Raw genomic sequence first — 17,410 nt, 5'->3', positions numbered from 1 at the left:
TGTTAACTTTCGACACAAAATTGGGCTTACATACCACCCATCTGCATGCCGGAGGTCTGCTCTGGCAACTCAGAAGAGGGATTATCCTGAGTAAGTGCCTGGTTCCGGTTCATATCCAGCGCCTGTGCAGCAGTGTTTTCCGTGACTACTTCAATTGCCATGTTTTCATCTCCAATCTCTGCGACTTTTGCTTTTCTACTATTAAGGGTTTTTTGATTATCTGGTTGGTCAACGCGACTTTTCCGCTGCTGCTTATAGGTAAAAGCTGGCTCAATTCCTTCGAGATCCTTGCGCCTTTTTACCTTATACCTTTCAGTGTCCTGTTTGTACAGGTAGTACCATTCTTCATCATAGCTGTATACCCCCACCATGCCTGTAGCATTTCCATCCCTGTAAATCAATTGGTACTTAAAAAGAGGATTGGGATCGCATACAACCCTAATCAGGTCAAGCTTTAATTCCTCCGTAGCTACCACCTCCGGCACAGGAAATAAAAAAACACCGGCGGTTTATTCCGGTGTTTGGATACTCCCTGTGAATTTTTATTTTGTTTTGTATTCCTCTGTTTCATCTACATGAAGAAATCCCTTAACTGCAGACTCAACAATACCCGAAGTTGCAAGGGATACAGGCGTGTCCCCTTTGAATAAAAACCCATCACGTATAGAATAGTTTTCCGGCAGTCCTGTGTTGGCCTGAAATTTTATGATTTTTTCTATGACTATAATAATCACCTCTTGATATTAATTTTGGTGACAAAAAAACAGCCGCCCGGCTGTTATTGGAGTTATAGGCTCATGTCTTGTGTACTTGACTGCTTCAGTGCCGGTGCTTGAAAATCAATCTCCTTGAAGCCAAAGCGGTCTACATAGTAAAAGGTGCTGCCGCTGTCGTCATAAAGCTCAATAATGTCCGACATGGACAGGGAGTGTCCTTGGTAATCGGGCGGGTGGTTTAAGTTGAATTTCTCATAGATGGCATCAAGATCGTTGGTTTCCAGCTGTCCGTCATACACCACGCGGTAGTTTTCCGGATTCGGCTCGCCAAACCGCTCCAGCAGCTCATCATAGCCGATGAATTTCATCATGACATCCACTTCCGGCTTGAGCTGGTGGATGCGGCAGGCTTTCAGAATCGGCGCGTTGCCGTCCATATCAGGCTTGCTGTTTGCCAGCCGGTCGTACACGCCGTCTGTCCATTGCACGGTAAGCCCTTTCTTCACTGTAAGATAATCCTTTAATTCCTCACAATGAAATATAGGATCGACCACCGCCTTGCCGCCATCCACATACCCTGCGGTATTGCCGTAAAAGAGGATGCGGTCTTTTTTGATGCTGATGCCGTTCATTCTGATCCCTCCTTTGATTTGCATACCATTCAGGCTATTCGAAGTAGTACTTGACCGAATAGGTGATATTTGACTTGTTGTACATGCAGTTGTGGTTGGTGTAATAGTAAAATTCTAATTTGCTATAGATGCCAGGAGCCAGCGTTCTGCTGAAGGTGATACCATTGGTTGTGGTCTGATAATCCAGCTGATCCCACACGCCAGTCAGTACGTTATATCCCCGCACCCGGCCATAGTCGCTTCCGCTGTGGCCGCTGACTGGAGGAACCGTGAAGGTGTACTCAGTGATGGTTGCTCCTTCAATGCCATTTTCCAGAATAACGGATTCGGGACCAGTCAGGGTCATACCGCCGCCATTGGTGGAATCGGCCACAAAGAATACGATGGCCGTCCAGGGGGATTCTGCCCCGGCGGCGTCCACCGCTTTCACACGGACAGTATTTTTGCCTAACGGATATGTGGATGTTTGAGCCGGTCTGCCCTCCCACACGTAGGTGATGGCGTCTCCATCCGGGTCGGTGGACGATGCCGTGATGTTGACGGGCGTGTTTGGAGGAACACTGTTGCCGTTTGGCGTTCTGGTGATAATCGGGGTACTTGGCGCTGAATTGGCAACGGTAAAGTTGATATCCGTCCAATCGGAATACGCACCGTAAGCATCCTTTGCTCTGACCTTTACGGTGTGGGAGCCGACAGCATAGTAACCGTCCGCACTGTGACCTGTATATTCATAGGTGACTGCATCTCCATCGGGATCGCTGGCGGAAACTGTAAAGTTCACAAGGAATTTATGATCCTTAACGGTCCTTGTCACCGTTGCACTGGCGGTCGGCGCGTTGGGTGCGGCATTGGCGACTGCTATGCTCCCAGAATGGGTGAACACCCTGCCTGCATCATCGGTGACGCTGGCAGTCAAGGTATAGGTTCCTGTAGTATTTATGACAATGCTGCCGCCACTGTTTGTGAGGCTTCCTGTAAAGCTTGCGGCATTGCCATCCTTGGAAAGCGACCAAACAATGCTCTTACCCTCCAAGCCAGACACATTTCGCATGGACACCTGAAAGGCCGTACCTGCATGAACGGATGATGGGAGCGTAAAGGAACACTGTGCTATCGGCTTTACGGCAACTGTATCAGACGTAAAAGTAAAGCTGCGGTTGTTCTTATCCGTTGCGGCCGCAATAATCTTTACGGCAATGGTCTTGTCCGTACTGATGCTTATCTCGCCGCCGCTGTTTGACAATGTGCCGCTGGCATAATCGGTATAGGGCACGGCAGCGCCGCCGTTTACCGAAATGCTCCAAGTGATATTAAGATCATCAAGATCTCTTCCGCTGACTGCGACAGGAATGGTTTCCCCACCGTAAGAAAGCGGCGGCAGGGTAATCAGCATTTCCGGTATCGGGTATATGGTAATGGCGCTGCTGTCAGAAAAAGTTCTGCCAAGAGCGTCTGTCATGGTAACAGTCAGCGTATAGCTCCCTTTTTCCACAAAGGTGATGGTACCGCCCTCACCGGAAAGACTGCCGCTGGCATAGTCGGTATAGGGTGCGGCATCACCGCCATTTGCTGAAATACTCCAAGCGGTATTAAGGTTGTCAAGATGGTTTCCGCTGATAGCGACGGAGACAGGTTCACCCGCATAGGAAACCTGCGGCAGTGTAAGCTGTATTTCCGGAATCGGGTGCACGCTGACGGCGCTGCTGTATGAAAAAGTTCTGCCGAGGGCATCGGTCATGGAGGCAGTCAGCACATATTCGCCTTCCTCAGTAAAACGAATTTTTCCTCCCTGGGCGTTGAGCGAACCTTCCACATATTCCGCCAGCTTTACCGCTTTGCCCTCTTTGGTAACGCTCCATTCAATAGGCAGGACGCCGATGTTTCCTGTTGTTCTAAGGTCGATGGTTCTGTCCGTGTAGGTTGCCTCCGGCAGCTCGAACCGGATGTCAAGCACAGGATACACCTCAGTCTTATTTCCATACTCAAAGAGGAACACCCGGCCTGTGGCATCGGCCACCCTCGCCACCAGCTCGTAAACTCCGGCGTGTTTAAAGCGAATGGTGCCGCCGTTGTTATTCAGCTTGCCATCTACATAAGTCGACCAATCCTGAAAACCATAGGTATTGTCTACCATCCACTCAACGGTTAAAGCATCCATTTCCTCTGCGGTTGTTGTGACAGGGATGGCGGTATCGGTATGCGCCGTGGCAGGCAGGCTGAATGAAAAACTTGGGACGGGATAGACCGTCACCGCCGAGGTATAGCTGTAGGTTCTGCCTGCTCCATCCGTAAAGGATGCTTTCAGTACATATTCACCTTTGGAAATAAAGCGGATGGAACCGCCATCATTGGTCAGCTCGCCTTGGATCGCCTCACTTAGTGCAACCGGCTTTCCGTCCTTGGTCAGGGTCCACACTGCCATAGCCGTGTCAATATTTTGAAAGTTGGCTTCAACGGCAACAAAGATATCCGTATGGGTGATTTCCGGCAGATAGAAACCAACTGATCCTACAGGGTAAACCGTGGTTGTTGCCGTGGTTTCAAAGACTCTGCCTGTTTTGTCGGTAACCCTGGCGGTCAAGGCGTACACACCTTTTTCCTTAAAACGGACTGTGCCGCCGCTGTTTGACAGTTCACCCTCCACATATTCACGGATGGAAACTGCTTCACCATTACGGGTCAGGCTCCAACCGGCAGTCAGCCCGTCCATTTCCGTCAAGGTAGTGACAAGATCGATGGTCGTATCGGTATGCGCTGTTTCGGGAAGCTCAAACGCCACGCCCGCTACTGGGTAAACGGCGACAGCCTCGCAGTGAGCGAAGATTCTGCCTGTGGCATCGGTGATAGTGGCGGCGATGTCATAGCTGCCCTTTTCCTTGAAGGCAATCGTACCGCCATCGCTTCCGAGGCTGCCGTCAATGACGGTATCCCATGCTGCAGCCTCGCCGTCTTTGACTACCGACCATACAATGTCAAGGCTTCCAAGCCCGGAAGCGGTTGCTTTAATGGTGACTGTCCTGTCCGTATGGGTGTACTCCGGCAGCTCAAAGCCTGCGTTTATCACCGGATAGACCGTGATGCTTTTTGAACAGGAGGTTTCTCTGCCGCCGTAGTTTACAGCGGTGGCGGTCAAGGTGTAGCTGCCGCTTTCTTTAAATACAATTGTGCCGCCCTCTTTGCCCAGGGAGCCGTCTACCGCTTTTCCAAGGTCAATGGGTTGCAGCTCACCGGTTGCGGTTTCTTTGGCAAGCGACCATGTAAGTGTCTTGGCGTATTTCAGGTCAGGCGCTATGGTGATACTCGTATCGGTATGCGCAGCAGCGGGAAGATCAAAAACCACCTGTGCCTTTGGGTGGCTGGCAGAGCCGCCGCCTGAACTGCCGCTTGAATTCCCGCCCGTGTTGTTACCCGTACTGTCGGTGATGTCGGCGGGTGGTTTCTCCTTATCCGGTTTGTCCTTTGCTTCGTTCAGATTATCAATCAGTTCAAAGGCTTCGCCTCTGGTGGTTCCACCGTCCTGACGAATGTTTCCGTCAGGATAGCCGCTGATTAAATCGTCCTCCTTGGCAATACTGACATATCCCTTGTCGAAGTTGTTGATTGCCTCATCGTCCTTAAAACCGGTATTTCCACTGAACTGCTTTGCAGCCTCGCCTTTGCCGATTGCACGCACTAACATCTTGATGATTTCAATGCGGGTAATCGGTTCATCGGGCTTCAGGCTGCCGTCATAATCTGCCGGATCAAGGATGCCCCTGTCTACGAGGGCCTCGATTTTTTTCTCCGACCAGTGACCGTCAATATCGTCAAAGGTGGGCGGCTCTTTCTCTGCCTCTGTTGTATCAAGCTCCAGATTCCTGACCAGCAGGGCGGCGAACTCGCCTCTTGTAATGGTGTCGTCCGGCCTGATCGTTCCGTCAGGGTAGCCCTTAATCACACCCTTTTCCACGAGTCTGATGATGGTCTGTTCCGCCCAATGCCCTGCGATGTCGGGAAAAAGTAGCGTTCCAGCATAGACGCTGCCGCAAAGCAGGAAGGACAGGACAAGGACCATGAGCCAAATTTTTTTGCTTTTCTGTTTCAAAGGTTCTCAATCCTTTCTGTTTATTTTTTATGGATATTCAAAGAGCCTGGGTCATCGCTTTAGACCTTGGCTCCGTTCCATACTTGAATAATCTTTACTCCCTGGTAATTTCTTCGATGAGGGCAATAAGCTGCGCCGCTAGGGAGAGGAGGGTTTGCTTTTCCATCGTCTTTACGGCAGAGAACACATAAGCCTCCACCGCTTGCGGGGACTGATCCCCCACTTCAATGATGTCAACCTTTTTGGCAGCAACAATACCCTTTTGCACGGTAAGCTTTATAATGTCGCCGTGATTCATCCCGGTGGCGGCGCGAAGCTGCTTAGGGATCAGAATGCGGCCTTTTTCGTCCATTACCTTGTAGACAGGCTTGCTGTTACTCATCATAAACACCTCCGTTTCTCATGACTTCCCGAACGGTTTCGGGATTGATGCCCAGGTCATCAAACAGCTGGCGCAGTTCATCGGGAAGGCTGTCCAGCAGATCGGCCTGCAAAATGACGACCGTGCCCCTGGCGCAGACGATCTCCAGGTCGCTGTCCAAGGGAATCCCAGCCGCCTCCAGCAGGTCATGGGGCAGGGTGAGTTCGCTTTCCTCATCTTCTGCGAGGGCGGTAATGCCATCAGGAGTGATGACAAATTCCTTAAAGGTATTGCGGATAGAATCGGGGGCGTTGCTAATGTAGGCAAGCTTCACCGTGTCTCCGGCCGCAAGCCCCATATCGCGCAGGAGAGGCGCGGGAATGGTAAGCTGCCCGTGTCTGTCCACGGCACTTTGGATTTCAATCATTTTCATATTTGGGTTCCTCCTTATTGCCCATAATTGGAGCATTTATATTTCGCATGGTCTTTTTAAGTCGCTATTCCGTGTTGTAAAAGCCGTCTGCCAAATCAAACAGCCCTATTTGCATTGGGGCATCCCGCAGCCGCTCCGCGGTGTCGTAGTTGGAAATGAGCACCTCCGGGTATTCGCAGCCTCCCTCATATCGCTGTGCGAGGTTATTAATGCGGGTGACGGCTTCGATGTAGTAGCCCTTATACAGCTCTCGGATATATTCGCAGTCGTTATATGACACCAGCCATTTGCCCTTACATTGTTTCAGCGTATCCCGCAGTCGCACATGATCCTCCTTTTTAAATTCCACCTCGTAATGCCCCTCGGTCTGGTAGTACGGCGGGTCGCAATAAAAAAAGGCGTTGTCCCTGTCGTATTGAAGGATCAACGCCTCAAAGTCTTTATTCTCGATGACCGTATCCTTAAGCCTGCGGCTTCCCGACCATATAAGGTGGAAGGTTTTCCGGATATCAAAGGGCTGGCAGCTATATGAGGTGCAGCCGCTGCCGTAGCTGTAGCGGATCAGCTTGAAGAAGGCGGCGGCGCGTTTTACGTCCGACATGGTCGCGTTTTCAATGAGAATCGCTTTGATTTCCTCAAACTGTGGCGGGGACAGACAGTTCTCCGCCAGTTCCAATTCCTCCCGCAGGTATTCGCTGGTGAATTCCTCCTTTTCAAGATATTTTTTGAGGACGTTGAATTCGTCCCTGCCGTTTAGGGGCAGGAAATTCAACTCCTTGAGCAGGGCAAGAGGACGCTCCTTGACGCAGCGGAACAGGTTGGCAAGGTCGGCGTTGTAGTCATTATAGACCTCCATGCTTGCATCCGGTTTCCTGCCGAAGAGTACCCAACCGCCGCCGCCAAAGACCTCAATGTATCTTCCATAATCTTTGGGCATCCGCTGATAAATAAGTTCGCGCAGGGCCTTTTTGCCGCCGACCCAGCTGATAATGCTGTTCAATCAGTCATCACCTCCTTGGCCTGCTGATCCTGTCCATATCGGTCCGCATACAGCTCCCGTCTGTACTCCAGCAGATAAAGCCGACACCAGGATAGGGACAGCCTTTGCAGCGCTCGGTGTCTTTTGGCAAGGGTACGGTGTGAATTTTTCTTGGTGGCGCAGGATCGCTGCCGGTTTTTTTCTCCTGTGTTTTCGTGTCTGTGTTCATAGTTCAGCTCCTTTCCGGCAACAAAAAAAGACGCTGCCTCGTAAGGTAGCGCCTCATGCTCGTTTGCCTTTCATAAAAAAATAGTGGCATGCATTTCTACACACCGCCAATCTTAGGAATTTCATCCGGCTCATCTTCCACATATTCGTATTTACCGGTGTTTTCATTGTAGAGATATGCTACATTCCTCCCATCGTCTGTTCGTTGAAGTTTTGTTCAGCTCCCTGCTTCAGCTCCTGTTCCGGCTTGATAAAAAAGTCCTCACTGTTCCAGAAGCTGACGAAAATTTCACCGTCATTCGTTTTAATGGGACGCTGCTCAAACCCCTCGCCCCAGCCGTCAGACATTTGACCAACGGCAAAGTCAAGCAGCTTGGCTGTTTCAGCTTCGGTCAACTCACCATAAACCTCTGCCACCATCACGCCCCACAGCTTGCCGTTCCATTCTTCAACTGTCGGATGGAGGCTGTAGATTTTTTCAGACAGCTCCTGGTCATCGTAGAAGTAAACCATCAGACCACGATCACCTTCGCCTGATAACTTTTCTTTTTCTATGGCGGCAAGGATTTCATCCATATACTGTACCGCCTCTGATGGAGATAATTCTTCAGGCAGATCGCCCGCGCCGCACCCACCGTATTCATGAGAAGGGTATGCTGTAATCGATAGGGGACTAAAAAACTTGAGGGTTTGCTTGATGTTTGACATTTGATTTCCTCCAATCGTTTGTGGTTTTTCACCCTAAAAAAGGGCATAAAAAAACGGCAGCATCTTATTTCTAAAATGCCACCGCAATAACGGTAAAGTTCTCTGATTAAATATTTATAGCATTAATGAACCATTAGTAGTTTGTCCTATAATCGTCATACTTCACCCTATTCACACTCATTCATATACCGCACACAATTCCTGCCGGCAGCTTTGGCCTCATACATCATGTTGTCTGCCTTATTCACCAATGAGTCAACATTGTCCCCCGGACAGTAGCCGGCAACCCCGAAGCTGGCAGTGACCCTGCCTACACCAGGTATATCCATTTGGCTTAGACTTTCCCGCAGTTCCTCCGCCAAACGGGCCGCATTATTTACAGTTGTATCCGGCAGGAGTATGACAAATTCCTCCCCGCCCCAGCGGGCCAGGGTATCTATTTTGCGTATCCTGTTCTTAATCATTTCTGTCATGCTTTTTAGGACTAAATCACCGGCGTTATGGCCAAAGTTGTCGTTAATGCGCTTAAAACGGTCTATATCCAGCATTACAAGAGAAAACTTGCCGTCAGTGCGCCGCGCCCGCTCTATTTCTTCCTCCAGTTTTTGCGTAAAATAGCGGCGGTTATAGGCGTTTGTCAAAACATCTACAACAGATAAATGGCGGAGCTCCTCTTCCATCTTTTTATATTTAGTGACATCTGTGGCATAATGAAGATATATGTCTTCTCCCAAAGGGATCCACCAGGTATCCCAGATATTGCCTGCCAGCTCCACTTCGCTGTTTATGGGTTCATTTTTGTCCAAGGCTTCGTCTCCGCGGCAGAAATAGCATTTGGCGCCGGGTAATAGCAAGCCTTTCTTTTTAAATAACTCCCTGTATTTATCCGTCAGGTATTCCCCGCCATGGATGCCTTTCCAGCAATAATCTCCGATTTTTGTCCCCAATAGTGATTTCGCTGCTTTATTCTGCGCCAGAATGCGGCGCTCCCTTGATACCAGCCAGGCCGGGCTGGGTATGCCTTCCAGCATCATGCGGAGCCGTTCTTCTCGGCGCCTGTTTTCTTCCTCCTGCCACTTGCGTTCGCGTATGTCGCGCACAATTCCCACCGCATGCCAGCCATTCCTGAACTTCAAAGCAGACAGGGAAAGCTCTACATCAATTTCCCGCCCGTCTTTGCGTTTGGCTTTCAGCTCAATTGTTTTCCCTATGGCATTTCCCTGTCCTGTCGACTGAAAGCGCCGGAAAGCCTTACGATGAACCTTATAAAGGCGCTCATCAGGCACCACCAGCCGGTGCAAATCTTTGCCCATGATTTCTTCCCGGGAATAGCCAAAGAGCTTTTCCGCTGCCCGGTTCCAAAACATGACGTTTCCCTGGCTGTCAAGCAGGACGATGGCATCCCGGGCTGTACCTGTAATGGCGCTTAAGATCTCTTCCCTTTCCTTCAGTTCATCTTCCATTTTTCTGCGTTCAGTCAGGTCAACTACCAACGTCAGACAAAATTTTTCTCCCCTGTAATCGGTAAGCTGCAAACTTATTTCCACAGGGTAGTGTGTGCCGTCCTTGCGGCGGTGTATTGTGGTAAAAGAGAGCTGCTCCTGTTCCCCGCTGAGGAGTGGTTGAAGTAGTTTCCGGAAACTCTCCAGATTAAATTCCGGTTTGAGGTCTAGAGGGGTCATGGTCTTCAGTTCTTCGCTTGTATATCCCAGGTTATTCCGGGCGGCCCGGTTGACAGCAACAAATTTTAAGGACTCCGGGTGGAAAATATAGAGCTCATCCAAGGATTTTTCGAAAAGCCGCTCAAACATCCCGGCATGACTATTGGCTTCATGCAGTTTAATGGCCATTTCTATTGTGGAGAGCATGGCAGCTTTGTCTATGCCTTTTAGCACAAACCCGTAAGCCTTGACCTCTTTTATTTTTTCTAAGATTTCCCCGGAGGTGTTGGCGGTAAGAAATACAACTGGAATATCCCGGGTTTTAAGGATCCTGCGGGCCGCCTCAATTCCGTCCATTTTCCCCGCCAATTCGATGTCCATAAGGACCAGGTCCGGTGGGGAAGCGCCGCTTGCCTTTTGCACTGCTTCCTCCCCCGTAGCAGCGGTTTCCACATCATAGCCGCTACTTTGCAATGACTTCACTGCAATTAGGGCAGTCAAGCGGCTGTCTTCCACCAGCAGTATTTTCTTCTTATTGGAAACTATATTTATCTCCATCTTTTACCACCTGTAATTATTTCAGCACTCATTTGCATAGAACATTATACTTTAAATCTCGCTACCAGTGCACTCAGCTTCTCCGCCATCTCGGCCTGGGACTGGGCAGTTCTGGCCACCCCTTCCAGGGCTTTTGCCATTTCTGTAGCACTGTTGCTGATTTCCTGGGAAGAAGCGGTGGCTTCTTCTATGGCTGCCGCCACTCCTTCGATGGCGGTATTAACTTCGCCGATGGACGCAGCAATCTGGGAAGCCGCAGCAGCAAATTCTTCGGTCAGTGCTTTGACAAACCGCGCGTCCTGTGCATACTGCTCACCGGTTTTTTCCAGCATATCATAGTCCGGCGCCACTTTGTCGTCGATGAATTTCAGGATTTCCCCGGCATTGGCGGTTAGCTTGTCCACAGCAGTTTTAACTTGTTGAATTACCTGCTGGATGCTCCCTGCCGTCTGGGCCGAATGTTCGGCGAGTTTCCTGACTTCTTCCGCCACCACGGCGAAGCCCCGGCCCTGCTCGCCCGCCCTAGCAGCTTCAATGGCGGCATTAAGGGCCAAGAGATTGGTCTGGCCGGCTATTTCCGAGATTACATCAGTCATTCTGGCAATTTCTTCAACAATTTTTGCTTCGTCTATGGCTTTCTTGATTTCCTGCTGCTTAGCATTGTAAATGCTTTGAGCAGTTTGTTTGGAGGCTTTAGCCGTTTCTTTCATTTCTTCGGCTCTTTTTTCGATTTCTGCGACGTTGGCTTTGGCTTCGCCTGCCCTTGCTTTAAGCTGTTCAGCCCCATGTTTTATTTCCGTGCTGGAGGAGGTAACTTCCTCTACGGAAGCGCTGGTCTCTTCCATCCCGGCGGCAATCTGTTCCACCGAGGCATTGACGTTCTGCCCCTGGGCGCTCACTTCTTCCACTGTGGCGGAGAGTTCCTGGCTGGCTGCGCTGGTCTCAGCCACAGAGGCAGCCACTTCTTTTAACAGAGCTCGTATTTTTGAGTTCATCTCGGCAAAAGCCTGAGCCAGCTGTCCCATTTCATCCTTACGCCGCAGGAAGCTTTCCGGCACTTCCATGGTGAAGTCGCCGCCGGCCATAAGGCGGGCATGTTCCACCGCGGCTTTGACAGGATTGGCGATAATGCTGCCCATAAGCAGGGAAAAACCTAAACCTGCCAGGAGAGCAATCCCCAGCATGATCAAAGCAATGTTCCTGGCCTTGGCAAAATCGGCATGAGCAGCAACCATCAAGTCGGAGGCTATTTTATTGTTCAGTTCTTTCATTTGGGCTAAAATGTTGGAAGTTTCTTCCCGCAAAGGCTTCGCTTTCTGGTCGTTAAGCTGGACTGCCTGGCTGAAGTTGCCGGCCTTGACCGCATCTATAATCTCCTGCCTGGCTGCGCGATAGCTGGAGTTGACAGTTTTCAGCTTGTCCAGGAGGGCTTTTTCTTCTGGCGACAAGGCTCCTCCTTCGTATTCTTTGAGCAGGCGGTCATTTTCCTCAATCACCTTCTTTAAAGCTTCTTCGGAAGTTTTAATGACAGCCGGGTCTTGCAGGGCTTGTGTCTTCCAGAGAATCCTGAGCATCTCCTGGGATGCTTTTTCCTGGTTCACCTGCATTTTTCCAAGCAGCATGTTGGGAAGTAAACGGTTTTTATAAAGCTCATCCAGGTTGCTTTGGATCTGATTGGCGGTCAGAAGGCCGTTGACTCCGATAACCGCCGTGATGACCAGGATAACGGCAAAAGACAGCAATAGTTTGGTTTTCGTTTTCAGGTTGTTAATAAACCCCATTTCTTTCATCTCCTTTTTTATTGATGCTTTTAATGCTTTCTAAAAACATTTCCACTATCTGGGGATCAAACTGGGTCCCTGCATTCCTTTTTATCTCCTCAATCGCTTCCTCCCTGCTCAATGCTTTACGGTATGTTCGGTCGCTGGTCATGGCGTCATAGGCGTCGGCTACCGCCAGTATCCGGCATAGTAAGGGTATTTCTTCTCCTTTCAGCCCCTGGGGATAGCCTTGGCCGTCCCAGCGCTCATGGTGGCACAGGATGTATTCCGCAATCGGTCCCAGCTCAGGGGTGTTCTGCGCTATCCGGCAGCCTATCTCCGGGTGTTTTTTCATCTCCTCCCACTCAAGTTCCGTCAAAGACCCTGGTTTTTTCAAGATTTCTTCCCGGATCCCTACTTTGCCAATATCGTGCAAAACTGCCAGCAGGGAAAGTTCGTCCATTTCCTTGGAAGTCAGTTTAAGCAGGGAGCCGCTCCTTAAACAAAAATCTTTTAAGCGCCCGGCGTGCTCCTCTGTTTCCGAACTTTTGGCGTAAAGAGTAGCTAAAAGAGTGTTGACAATGCTGTGGCGGAAACTTTTGCCCTCGTTCAGCTTTTGGCGGTACATCCTCTCCTCAGCCTCTTTGACCAATTCCTCCAGTTTTTCGCCTGCTGTTTCTTTGGTGGCACAGCCCAAGGCTAGGCTTAGGCGGAGGTGTTCAGTCTCATAGGCCTGGGTGGCAGTCTTTATTCTTTTTGTTATTTCTTCCGCAGTTTGGGCTGAGGTTTGAGGCAAGACTATCAAAAATTCGTCCCCGCCCCAACGGGAGACCAAGTCTTCTTTGCGGCAGCATTTTTTGATGGCTTCAGCAGCTTTCTTAAGGAGCTTGTCCCCTTCGGCGTGTCCGAAGACATCGTTGGCCAGCTTCAGTCCATTGACATCAGCCATGATGACAGCCACTGGCAATTTGCCGTTTAGCTCCTGTCTTTTCAATTCTTCTTCCATAAAGCGCCGGTTGTATAAGCCAGTCAAGGTATCGTGGTAGCTAAGGTAGAGGATTTTTTCCTGCCAGTCTTTTTCCTGGGTGACGTCCCTAAAGACCATGACTACCCCAAAAGTTTGGCCCTGTTCGTCTTTGATGGGAGCAGCGCTGTCGGCGATTGGTACCCGCCGGCCGTCTTTGGTGATTAAAGCGGTGTGGTTGGCTAGCCCAACGATTTTCCCGGTTTGCAGGACTTTTTCCACGGGATCTTCAGCTTTTTTCCCTGTTTCTTCGCTGATCAGCCGGAAAACCTGGGCAAAGGGACGGCCTTTGACTTCCTCTTCACTATAGCCCGTTATTTCTTGGGCAACCTGATTCATGACCGTTATATTACCTGCCAGGTCAGTAGTAACCACTCCGTCACCAATGGAAAGGAGGGTAGTTCTAAATAGTTCTTTTTCTATGTATAGTTCTTTTTTGTACTTTTCTCTGTCAGTGACATCGAAAATGATGGAAAAAAGTAAATTTTCCTCGTTATATGTTATAGGGCAGGAATAAACATCAATCATCCTTACTTCCCCGTTCTTCAACCGATGAGGGAAAACAAAATGCCTCTGCTTTTTTTGTAAGGCCATGAGCCGCCGTTTTGCAACTTCCTCTTTGGGCAGCATATTGATGTCCTGAATGTGCATGTTTAAGAGTTCTTCCCTGGTATAACCGTAAAATGTGCAAGCGGCGGGGTTGGCGTCAACGATTCTGCCGGATATTGGCTCGTTCAGAAGCATGACGGCGGTATGTCCGTTGAACATGGCCTGCAGGCGATGTAACAACTCTTCTCTTTCCTTTTCTGCTTTCTTCTGTAACGTTATGTCCTTGCTGGAGCCGACAATGTATTTGACTCTATCCTTTTCGATAACCGGCGTAAGACTGGTGAGCCAAACTCTTTCTCCTGCTGGAAGATTCAGGGTTTCCTCATAAGTTATTGTCTCCCCGCTTTCCAGACATTTCCGGTAGTTGGCTTCAATGACTTTTCCTAATTCCGCGCCTAAAAGTTCAACCGGCGTTTTGTCTCTGAGTATGTCCAGAGAAATGCCGGTCAATTCCTGATGAGCAGAGTTATTGCGCAGGTACCTGAATTCTCCGTTTTCGGCCTTGATGAGAAAGATCGCATCATGGGTTCCGTTAAAAACTTTTTCCATTTCCAGGGTGAGTTCGCCAATGGTTTTCTGCTGTTTTTCCAGGATTTTTATCTTTTCCATTTCTGCGGTGATTTCTTGAATATAGGTTGCAAAATAACCTTGCTCCCAGGAAAAAGCGGTTACTTTGTACCATCTCCCAAGCGGCCCGGAGTATTGGGTAAATTCTTCCCTTCCGCCATTTAAGGCGATTTGGCCGTAAAATTTTATCCAGTCAAAAGAATCTTCTTTGATGCCAGGTATGACTTCCGTCACTTTTTCCCCCAAGATCTTTTCTTTTTTTAGCCCGGTCATTTCTTCAAAAGCAGGGTTGACATCAAGAAAAATATAGTCTTCCGGAATCCCTTCTGCGCTTAAAACCAGTTTGTGGTAAGCATAGCCAAAGGGCGCCTGGCGCAAAATTTCCCGCATAATATTTTCTTCCATACTGTTTCTCCCTCCCCGCTTAAAAGTTGTTTATGCCGGATAATTTCATGCCCTGGTTTTCAGACTGCAATTTCCCCGCCTTTACTTCTTGTTCTTCCGCCAGAATGGCGGCAGGTTCCAAAAGGATAATGATTTCTTCTCCCTTTTTGGCTAAACCGGCTATGTATTTGTGTTCAACAGTTGTCATTTGCGGCGGTTCTATCTGGTCATCACCGATTTTTGTTACCTGGGATACGGCATCAACCAAAAGCCCGGCTTTTTGCTCAGAAAGATTTAGGACAATAATCCTGCTTTCACCTGTAACCTCACTGTTTCCCAGGTTAAATTTTCTTCTGAGGTCGATTACAGGGATGATGTTCCCCCGCAGATTTATTATGCCTTGCATGTATGAAGACATATTGGGTATTCTTGTAGGCGCTTCATATCTTGTAATTTCCTGGATGCTTAAAATGTCAAGGCCATAGTATTCGCTGCCCAGTACAAAAACAACATATTGTTTCTCCGCCATTTCTTTTCCCCCTCTCTATGTTTTTTAGTTTTTCTGTGTACTCATTTCGACCAGCAGACTTTTTTAATTTATTTAAGCAAAAATCAAAAGGCCTATTTTACACAGCTGAACATTACATATTTTTCCAGCTAATGAAAACAGACCTTGATTAGCTTCATAATTAATGCTTGTCAATGCAAATAAAACAGCATATCTCCATATTTTGGATATAAATACAGGTATTACCCCCCCCCGTTGGGAACATGTGTTCTATCTTTTATGCATTCAGTCTTTTTCATTTTAAACGAGTCCCTCCTTTGGGTCTTATGCTCCGCCAAATCCACTGTCAATGCCTTATTTGCCACCGTCCGAGTACAAACTTTCACTTTAGTTTCTAACCAAGCCATCTTCATACACAAAAAGCCCCCGTGCACTAATCGCATAGAGACTTTCATGCAACCGGCTGCCATAGAATTATCTTGTTCCTTAGGCCCTTGGCTTTGCGTCCCTGCCTTTCGGCAAGTTTGCCATTGTAATGTCTATGTAAACTATGTTGTTGTAACCGCAACATAGTTATATGGTAATATTATACTATTTTTTTTTTCTTTTTCAACGGGTTTATTTGTTTTTCTCTATATTTCTTGTCGACACGCCACTTTTTCAATCATTTAATCTTTGAGAAGTTGCCTTCATATTACATTTTGGCTAAATAAAACCATGCGTTTTATCATCCTATTTTCCTTTCAAAGACCGCTCATCTAAATCCTCGCAAAGCCTTATTTCACGCGGCTTTCGGCACGTTTTATCAGAACTATGCACTCAACGTGTGCGGAATGTGGAAACATGTCGACTGGTTGAACTGCCTTTACCTCATACCCGCCATCTATAAGAAGCTTAGTATCTCTTGCAAGAGTAGATGGATTGCATGAAACATATACTATTGTCTCAGGCTTATGCAACAGCAGAGCATCGATAACCTTTTTATCGCAGCCCTTTCTTGGGGGATCCAGTATCACCTTATTTATCGCATCTCCTGCTCTTAATAAATCCGGAAAGGCAAGTTCTGCCCTGTCAGCTATGAATTCAGTATTTTGGATACCATTTATCTTTGCATTGTTCTTTGCATTTTCAACCGCTGCTCGTATGCTTTCTATTCCGTAAACTTTTCTCGCAAACCTTGCAGCATAAAGTGAAATTGTTCCTATACCGCTATATATATCACATATTGTGTCCAAACTGCCGGGTTCCAGAAATTTGATTGCGGTATCATAAAGTATACTCACTTGGCTGGTGTTTACCTGAAAAAATGAGTTTGGGGATATTTCAAATCTAAGATCACCTATATAGTCTATAAGCTTTTCCTGACCGAACAGATGCCTGTACTGTCTTCCATAGGTTGTCCCTCCATCGTCGGGATTGATGTTTTGATAGATACTCACTACTCCTGGTGTTTCGGTAATAAGCTTGTGCACAAGGCTGTGGAGTTCCGGTAATTTATCAAAGGTAGTTACAATTATTACCATAGCTTCGTTGTTCTGGTTGATCCTTATACCAATATGCTTTATCTTTCCTGTCTTTGAAAATCTGTCATACGGCTCTAATGATTGATCCCCCATCCACGATCTTACTACTGAAAGTATCCTGTCTCCAAGCTCTGGTTGGAGGTAGTCCTCTGTCATGGGAACTATAATATTTGTGCCCTTTTTGTAATACCCGGTTACAACCTCTCCATTATTAATACCCACTGGAACCTGGGTATGGTTCCTGTACCTGAAAGGATAACCCATCCCTATAATTGGCCTTATCTCCAATTTCAGACCTGCAATTCTTTCAAAATCCTTTTTAACCTTCTCCCATTTCCAATTAAGCTGAGCTTTATAGTCCAAATCTATGAGAGGAGCTCCGCCACCCAAGCTTTTAGTATCAAAGGCGTAGCTTACTCTTTTAGAGGAAGGCTCAAGTATAGATAGCAGTCTTCCGATCCCGTAGTTTTTTTTGATTTCAACTATTTCAAATTCTATCTTGTCACCAATCAGGCAGCCCGCAACAAAAACTGTTAGGTCTCCAGCTCTGACTACCCCATCCCCATCGTGTGTCAAATCTATAACTTCTTCAATAAATTTCGATCCGATCTCAGTCATATTACTTCCTCCCATGTTATCTTAGCTATATTTTAGCCTATTCAAGGGATTTGGTCC

General features: G+C 48.1%; 12 protein-coding genes and 1 riboswitch. All 12 genes read right to left on the bottom strand.

Features of this window, described 5'->3' with window-relative positions; genetic code table 11:
* Nucleotides 1-26 precede the first annotated feature (26 nt).
* The 12 genes from EC328_RS04160 to rlmD all read right to left on the bottom strand — a co-directional run bounded on the left by EC328_RS04160 (nucleotide 27) and on the right by rlmD (nucleotide 17,353).
* Nucleotides 27-485, bottom strand: a complete 459-nt coding sequence (locus tag EC328_RS04160; RefSeq protein ID WP_128425632.1) for a hypothetical protein — start codon at nucleotides 483-485, stop codon at nucleotides 27-29.
* Between the two features lie 302 nt (nucleotides 486-787).
* Nucleotides 788-1,348, bottom strand: a complete 561-nt coding sequence (locus EC328_RS04150) for a YodL domain-containing protein (RefSeq protein ID WP_128425630.1) — start codon at nucleotides 1,346-1,348, stop codon at nucleotides 788-790.
* Between the two features lie 34 nt (nucleotides 1,349-1,382).
* Nucleotides 1,383-5,432, bottom strand: coding sequence for an S-layer homology domain-containing protein (locus EC328_RS04145; RefSeq protein WP_128425629.1), 4,050 nt, complete (start codon nucleotides 5,430-5,432; stop codon nucleotides 1,383-1,385).
* A gap of 94 nt (nucleotides 5,433-5,526) precedes the next feature.
* Entirely contained in the window at nucleotides 5,527-5,814 is a 288-nt protein-coding gene (locus EC328_RS04140) for a hypothetical protein (protein ID WP_024832216.1), read from the bottom strand.
* On the bottom strand, nucleotides 5,807-6,226 hold the full coding sequence (locus EC328_RS04135) for an AbrB/MazE/SpoVT family DNA-binding domain-containing protein (protein ID WP_128425628.1): 420 nt from the start codon (nucleotides 6,224-6,226) through the stop codon (nucleotides 5,807-5,809). Before EC328_RS04135 ends, EC328_RS04140 begins: the two co-directional genes overlap by 8 nt.
* Nucleotides 6,227-6,290: 64 nt before the next feature.
* Nucleotides 6,291-7,226 carry a DNA adenine methylase gene (locus tag EC328_RS04130; protein WP_128425627.1) on the bottom strand — a complete coding sequence of 312 codons (936 nt, stop codon included), beginning with the start codon at nucleotides 7,224-7,226 and terminating at the stop codon, nucleotides 6,291-6,293.
* 387 nt (nucleotides 7,227-7,613) lie between these two features.
* On the bottom strand, nucleotides 7,614-8,141 hold the full coding sequence (locus EC328_RS04120; protein WP_128425625.1) for a hypothetical protein: 528 nt from the start codon (nucleotides 8,139-8,141) through the stop codon (nucleotides 7,614-7,616).
* Nucleotides 8,142-8,308: 167 nt separating this feature from the next.
* Nucleotides 8,309-10,360: a GGDEF domain-containing response regulator gene (locus tag EC328_RS04115; protein ID WP_128425624.1), complete on the bottom strand. Its 2,052-nt coding sequence runs from the start codon at nucleotides 10,358-10,360 to the stop codon at nucleotides 8,309-8,311.
* Between the two features lie 44 nt (nucleotides 10,361-10,404).
* Nucleotides 10,405-12,150 carry a methyl-accepting chemotaxis protein gene (locus EC328_RS04110; RefSeq protein WP_128425623.1) on the bottom strand — a complete coding sequence of 582 codons (1,746 nt, stop codon included), beginning with the start codon at nucleotides 12,148-12,150 and terminating at the stop codon, nucleotides 10,405-10,407.
* Nucleotides 12,128-14,725: a PAS domain S-box protein gene (locus EC328_RS04105; protein WP_128425622.1), complete on the bottom strand. Its 2,598-nt coding sequence runs from the start codon at nucleotides 14,723-14,725 to the stop codon at nucleotides 12,128-12,130. Before EC328_RS04105 ends, EC328_RS04110 begins: the two co-directional genes overlap by 23 nt.
* A gap of 19 nt (nucleotides 14,726-14,744) precedes the next feature.
* On the bottom strand, nucleotides 14,745-15,233 hold the full coding sequence (locus EC328_RS04100) for a chemotaxis protein CheW (protein WP_128425621.1): 489 nt from the start codon (nucleotides 15,231-15,233) through the stop codon (nucleotides 14,745-14,747).
* 430 nt (nucleotides 15,234-15,663) lie between these two features.
* Nucleotides 15,664-15,751, bottom strand: a riboswitch (cyclic di-GMP riboswitch).
* Nucleotides 15,752-15,988: 237 nt separating this feature from the next.
* On the bottom strand, nucleotides 15,989-17,353 hold the full coding sequence (rlmD, locus tag EC328_RS04095; protein ID WP_164906025.1) for a 23S rRNA (uracil(1939)-C(5))-methyltransferase RlmD: 1,365 nt from the start codon (nucleotides 17,351-17,353) through the stop codon (nucleotides 15,989-15,991).
* Between the last annotated feature and the right edge of the window lie 57 nt (nucleotides 17,354-17,410).

The sequence above is a fragment of the Gudongella oleilytica genome (assembly GCF_004101785.1).
Classification (GTDB): domain Bacteria; phylum Bacillota; class Clostridia; order Tissierellales; family Tissierellaceae; genus Gudongella; species Gudongella oleilytica.
This window is presented reverse-complemented; position numbering and strand designations above follow the sequence as displayed.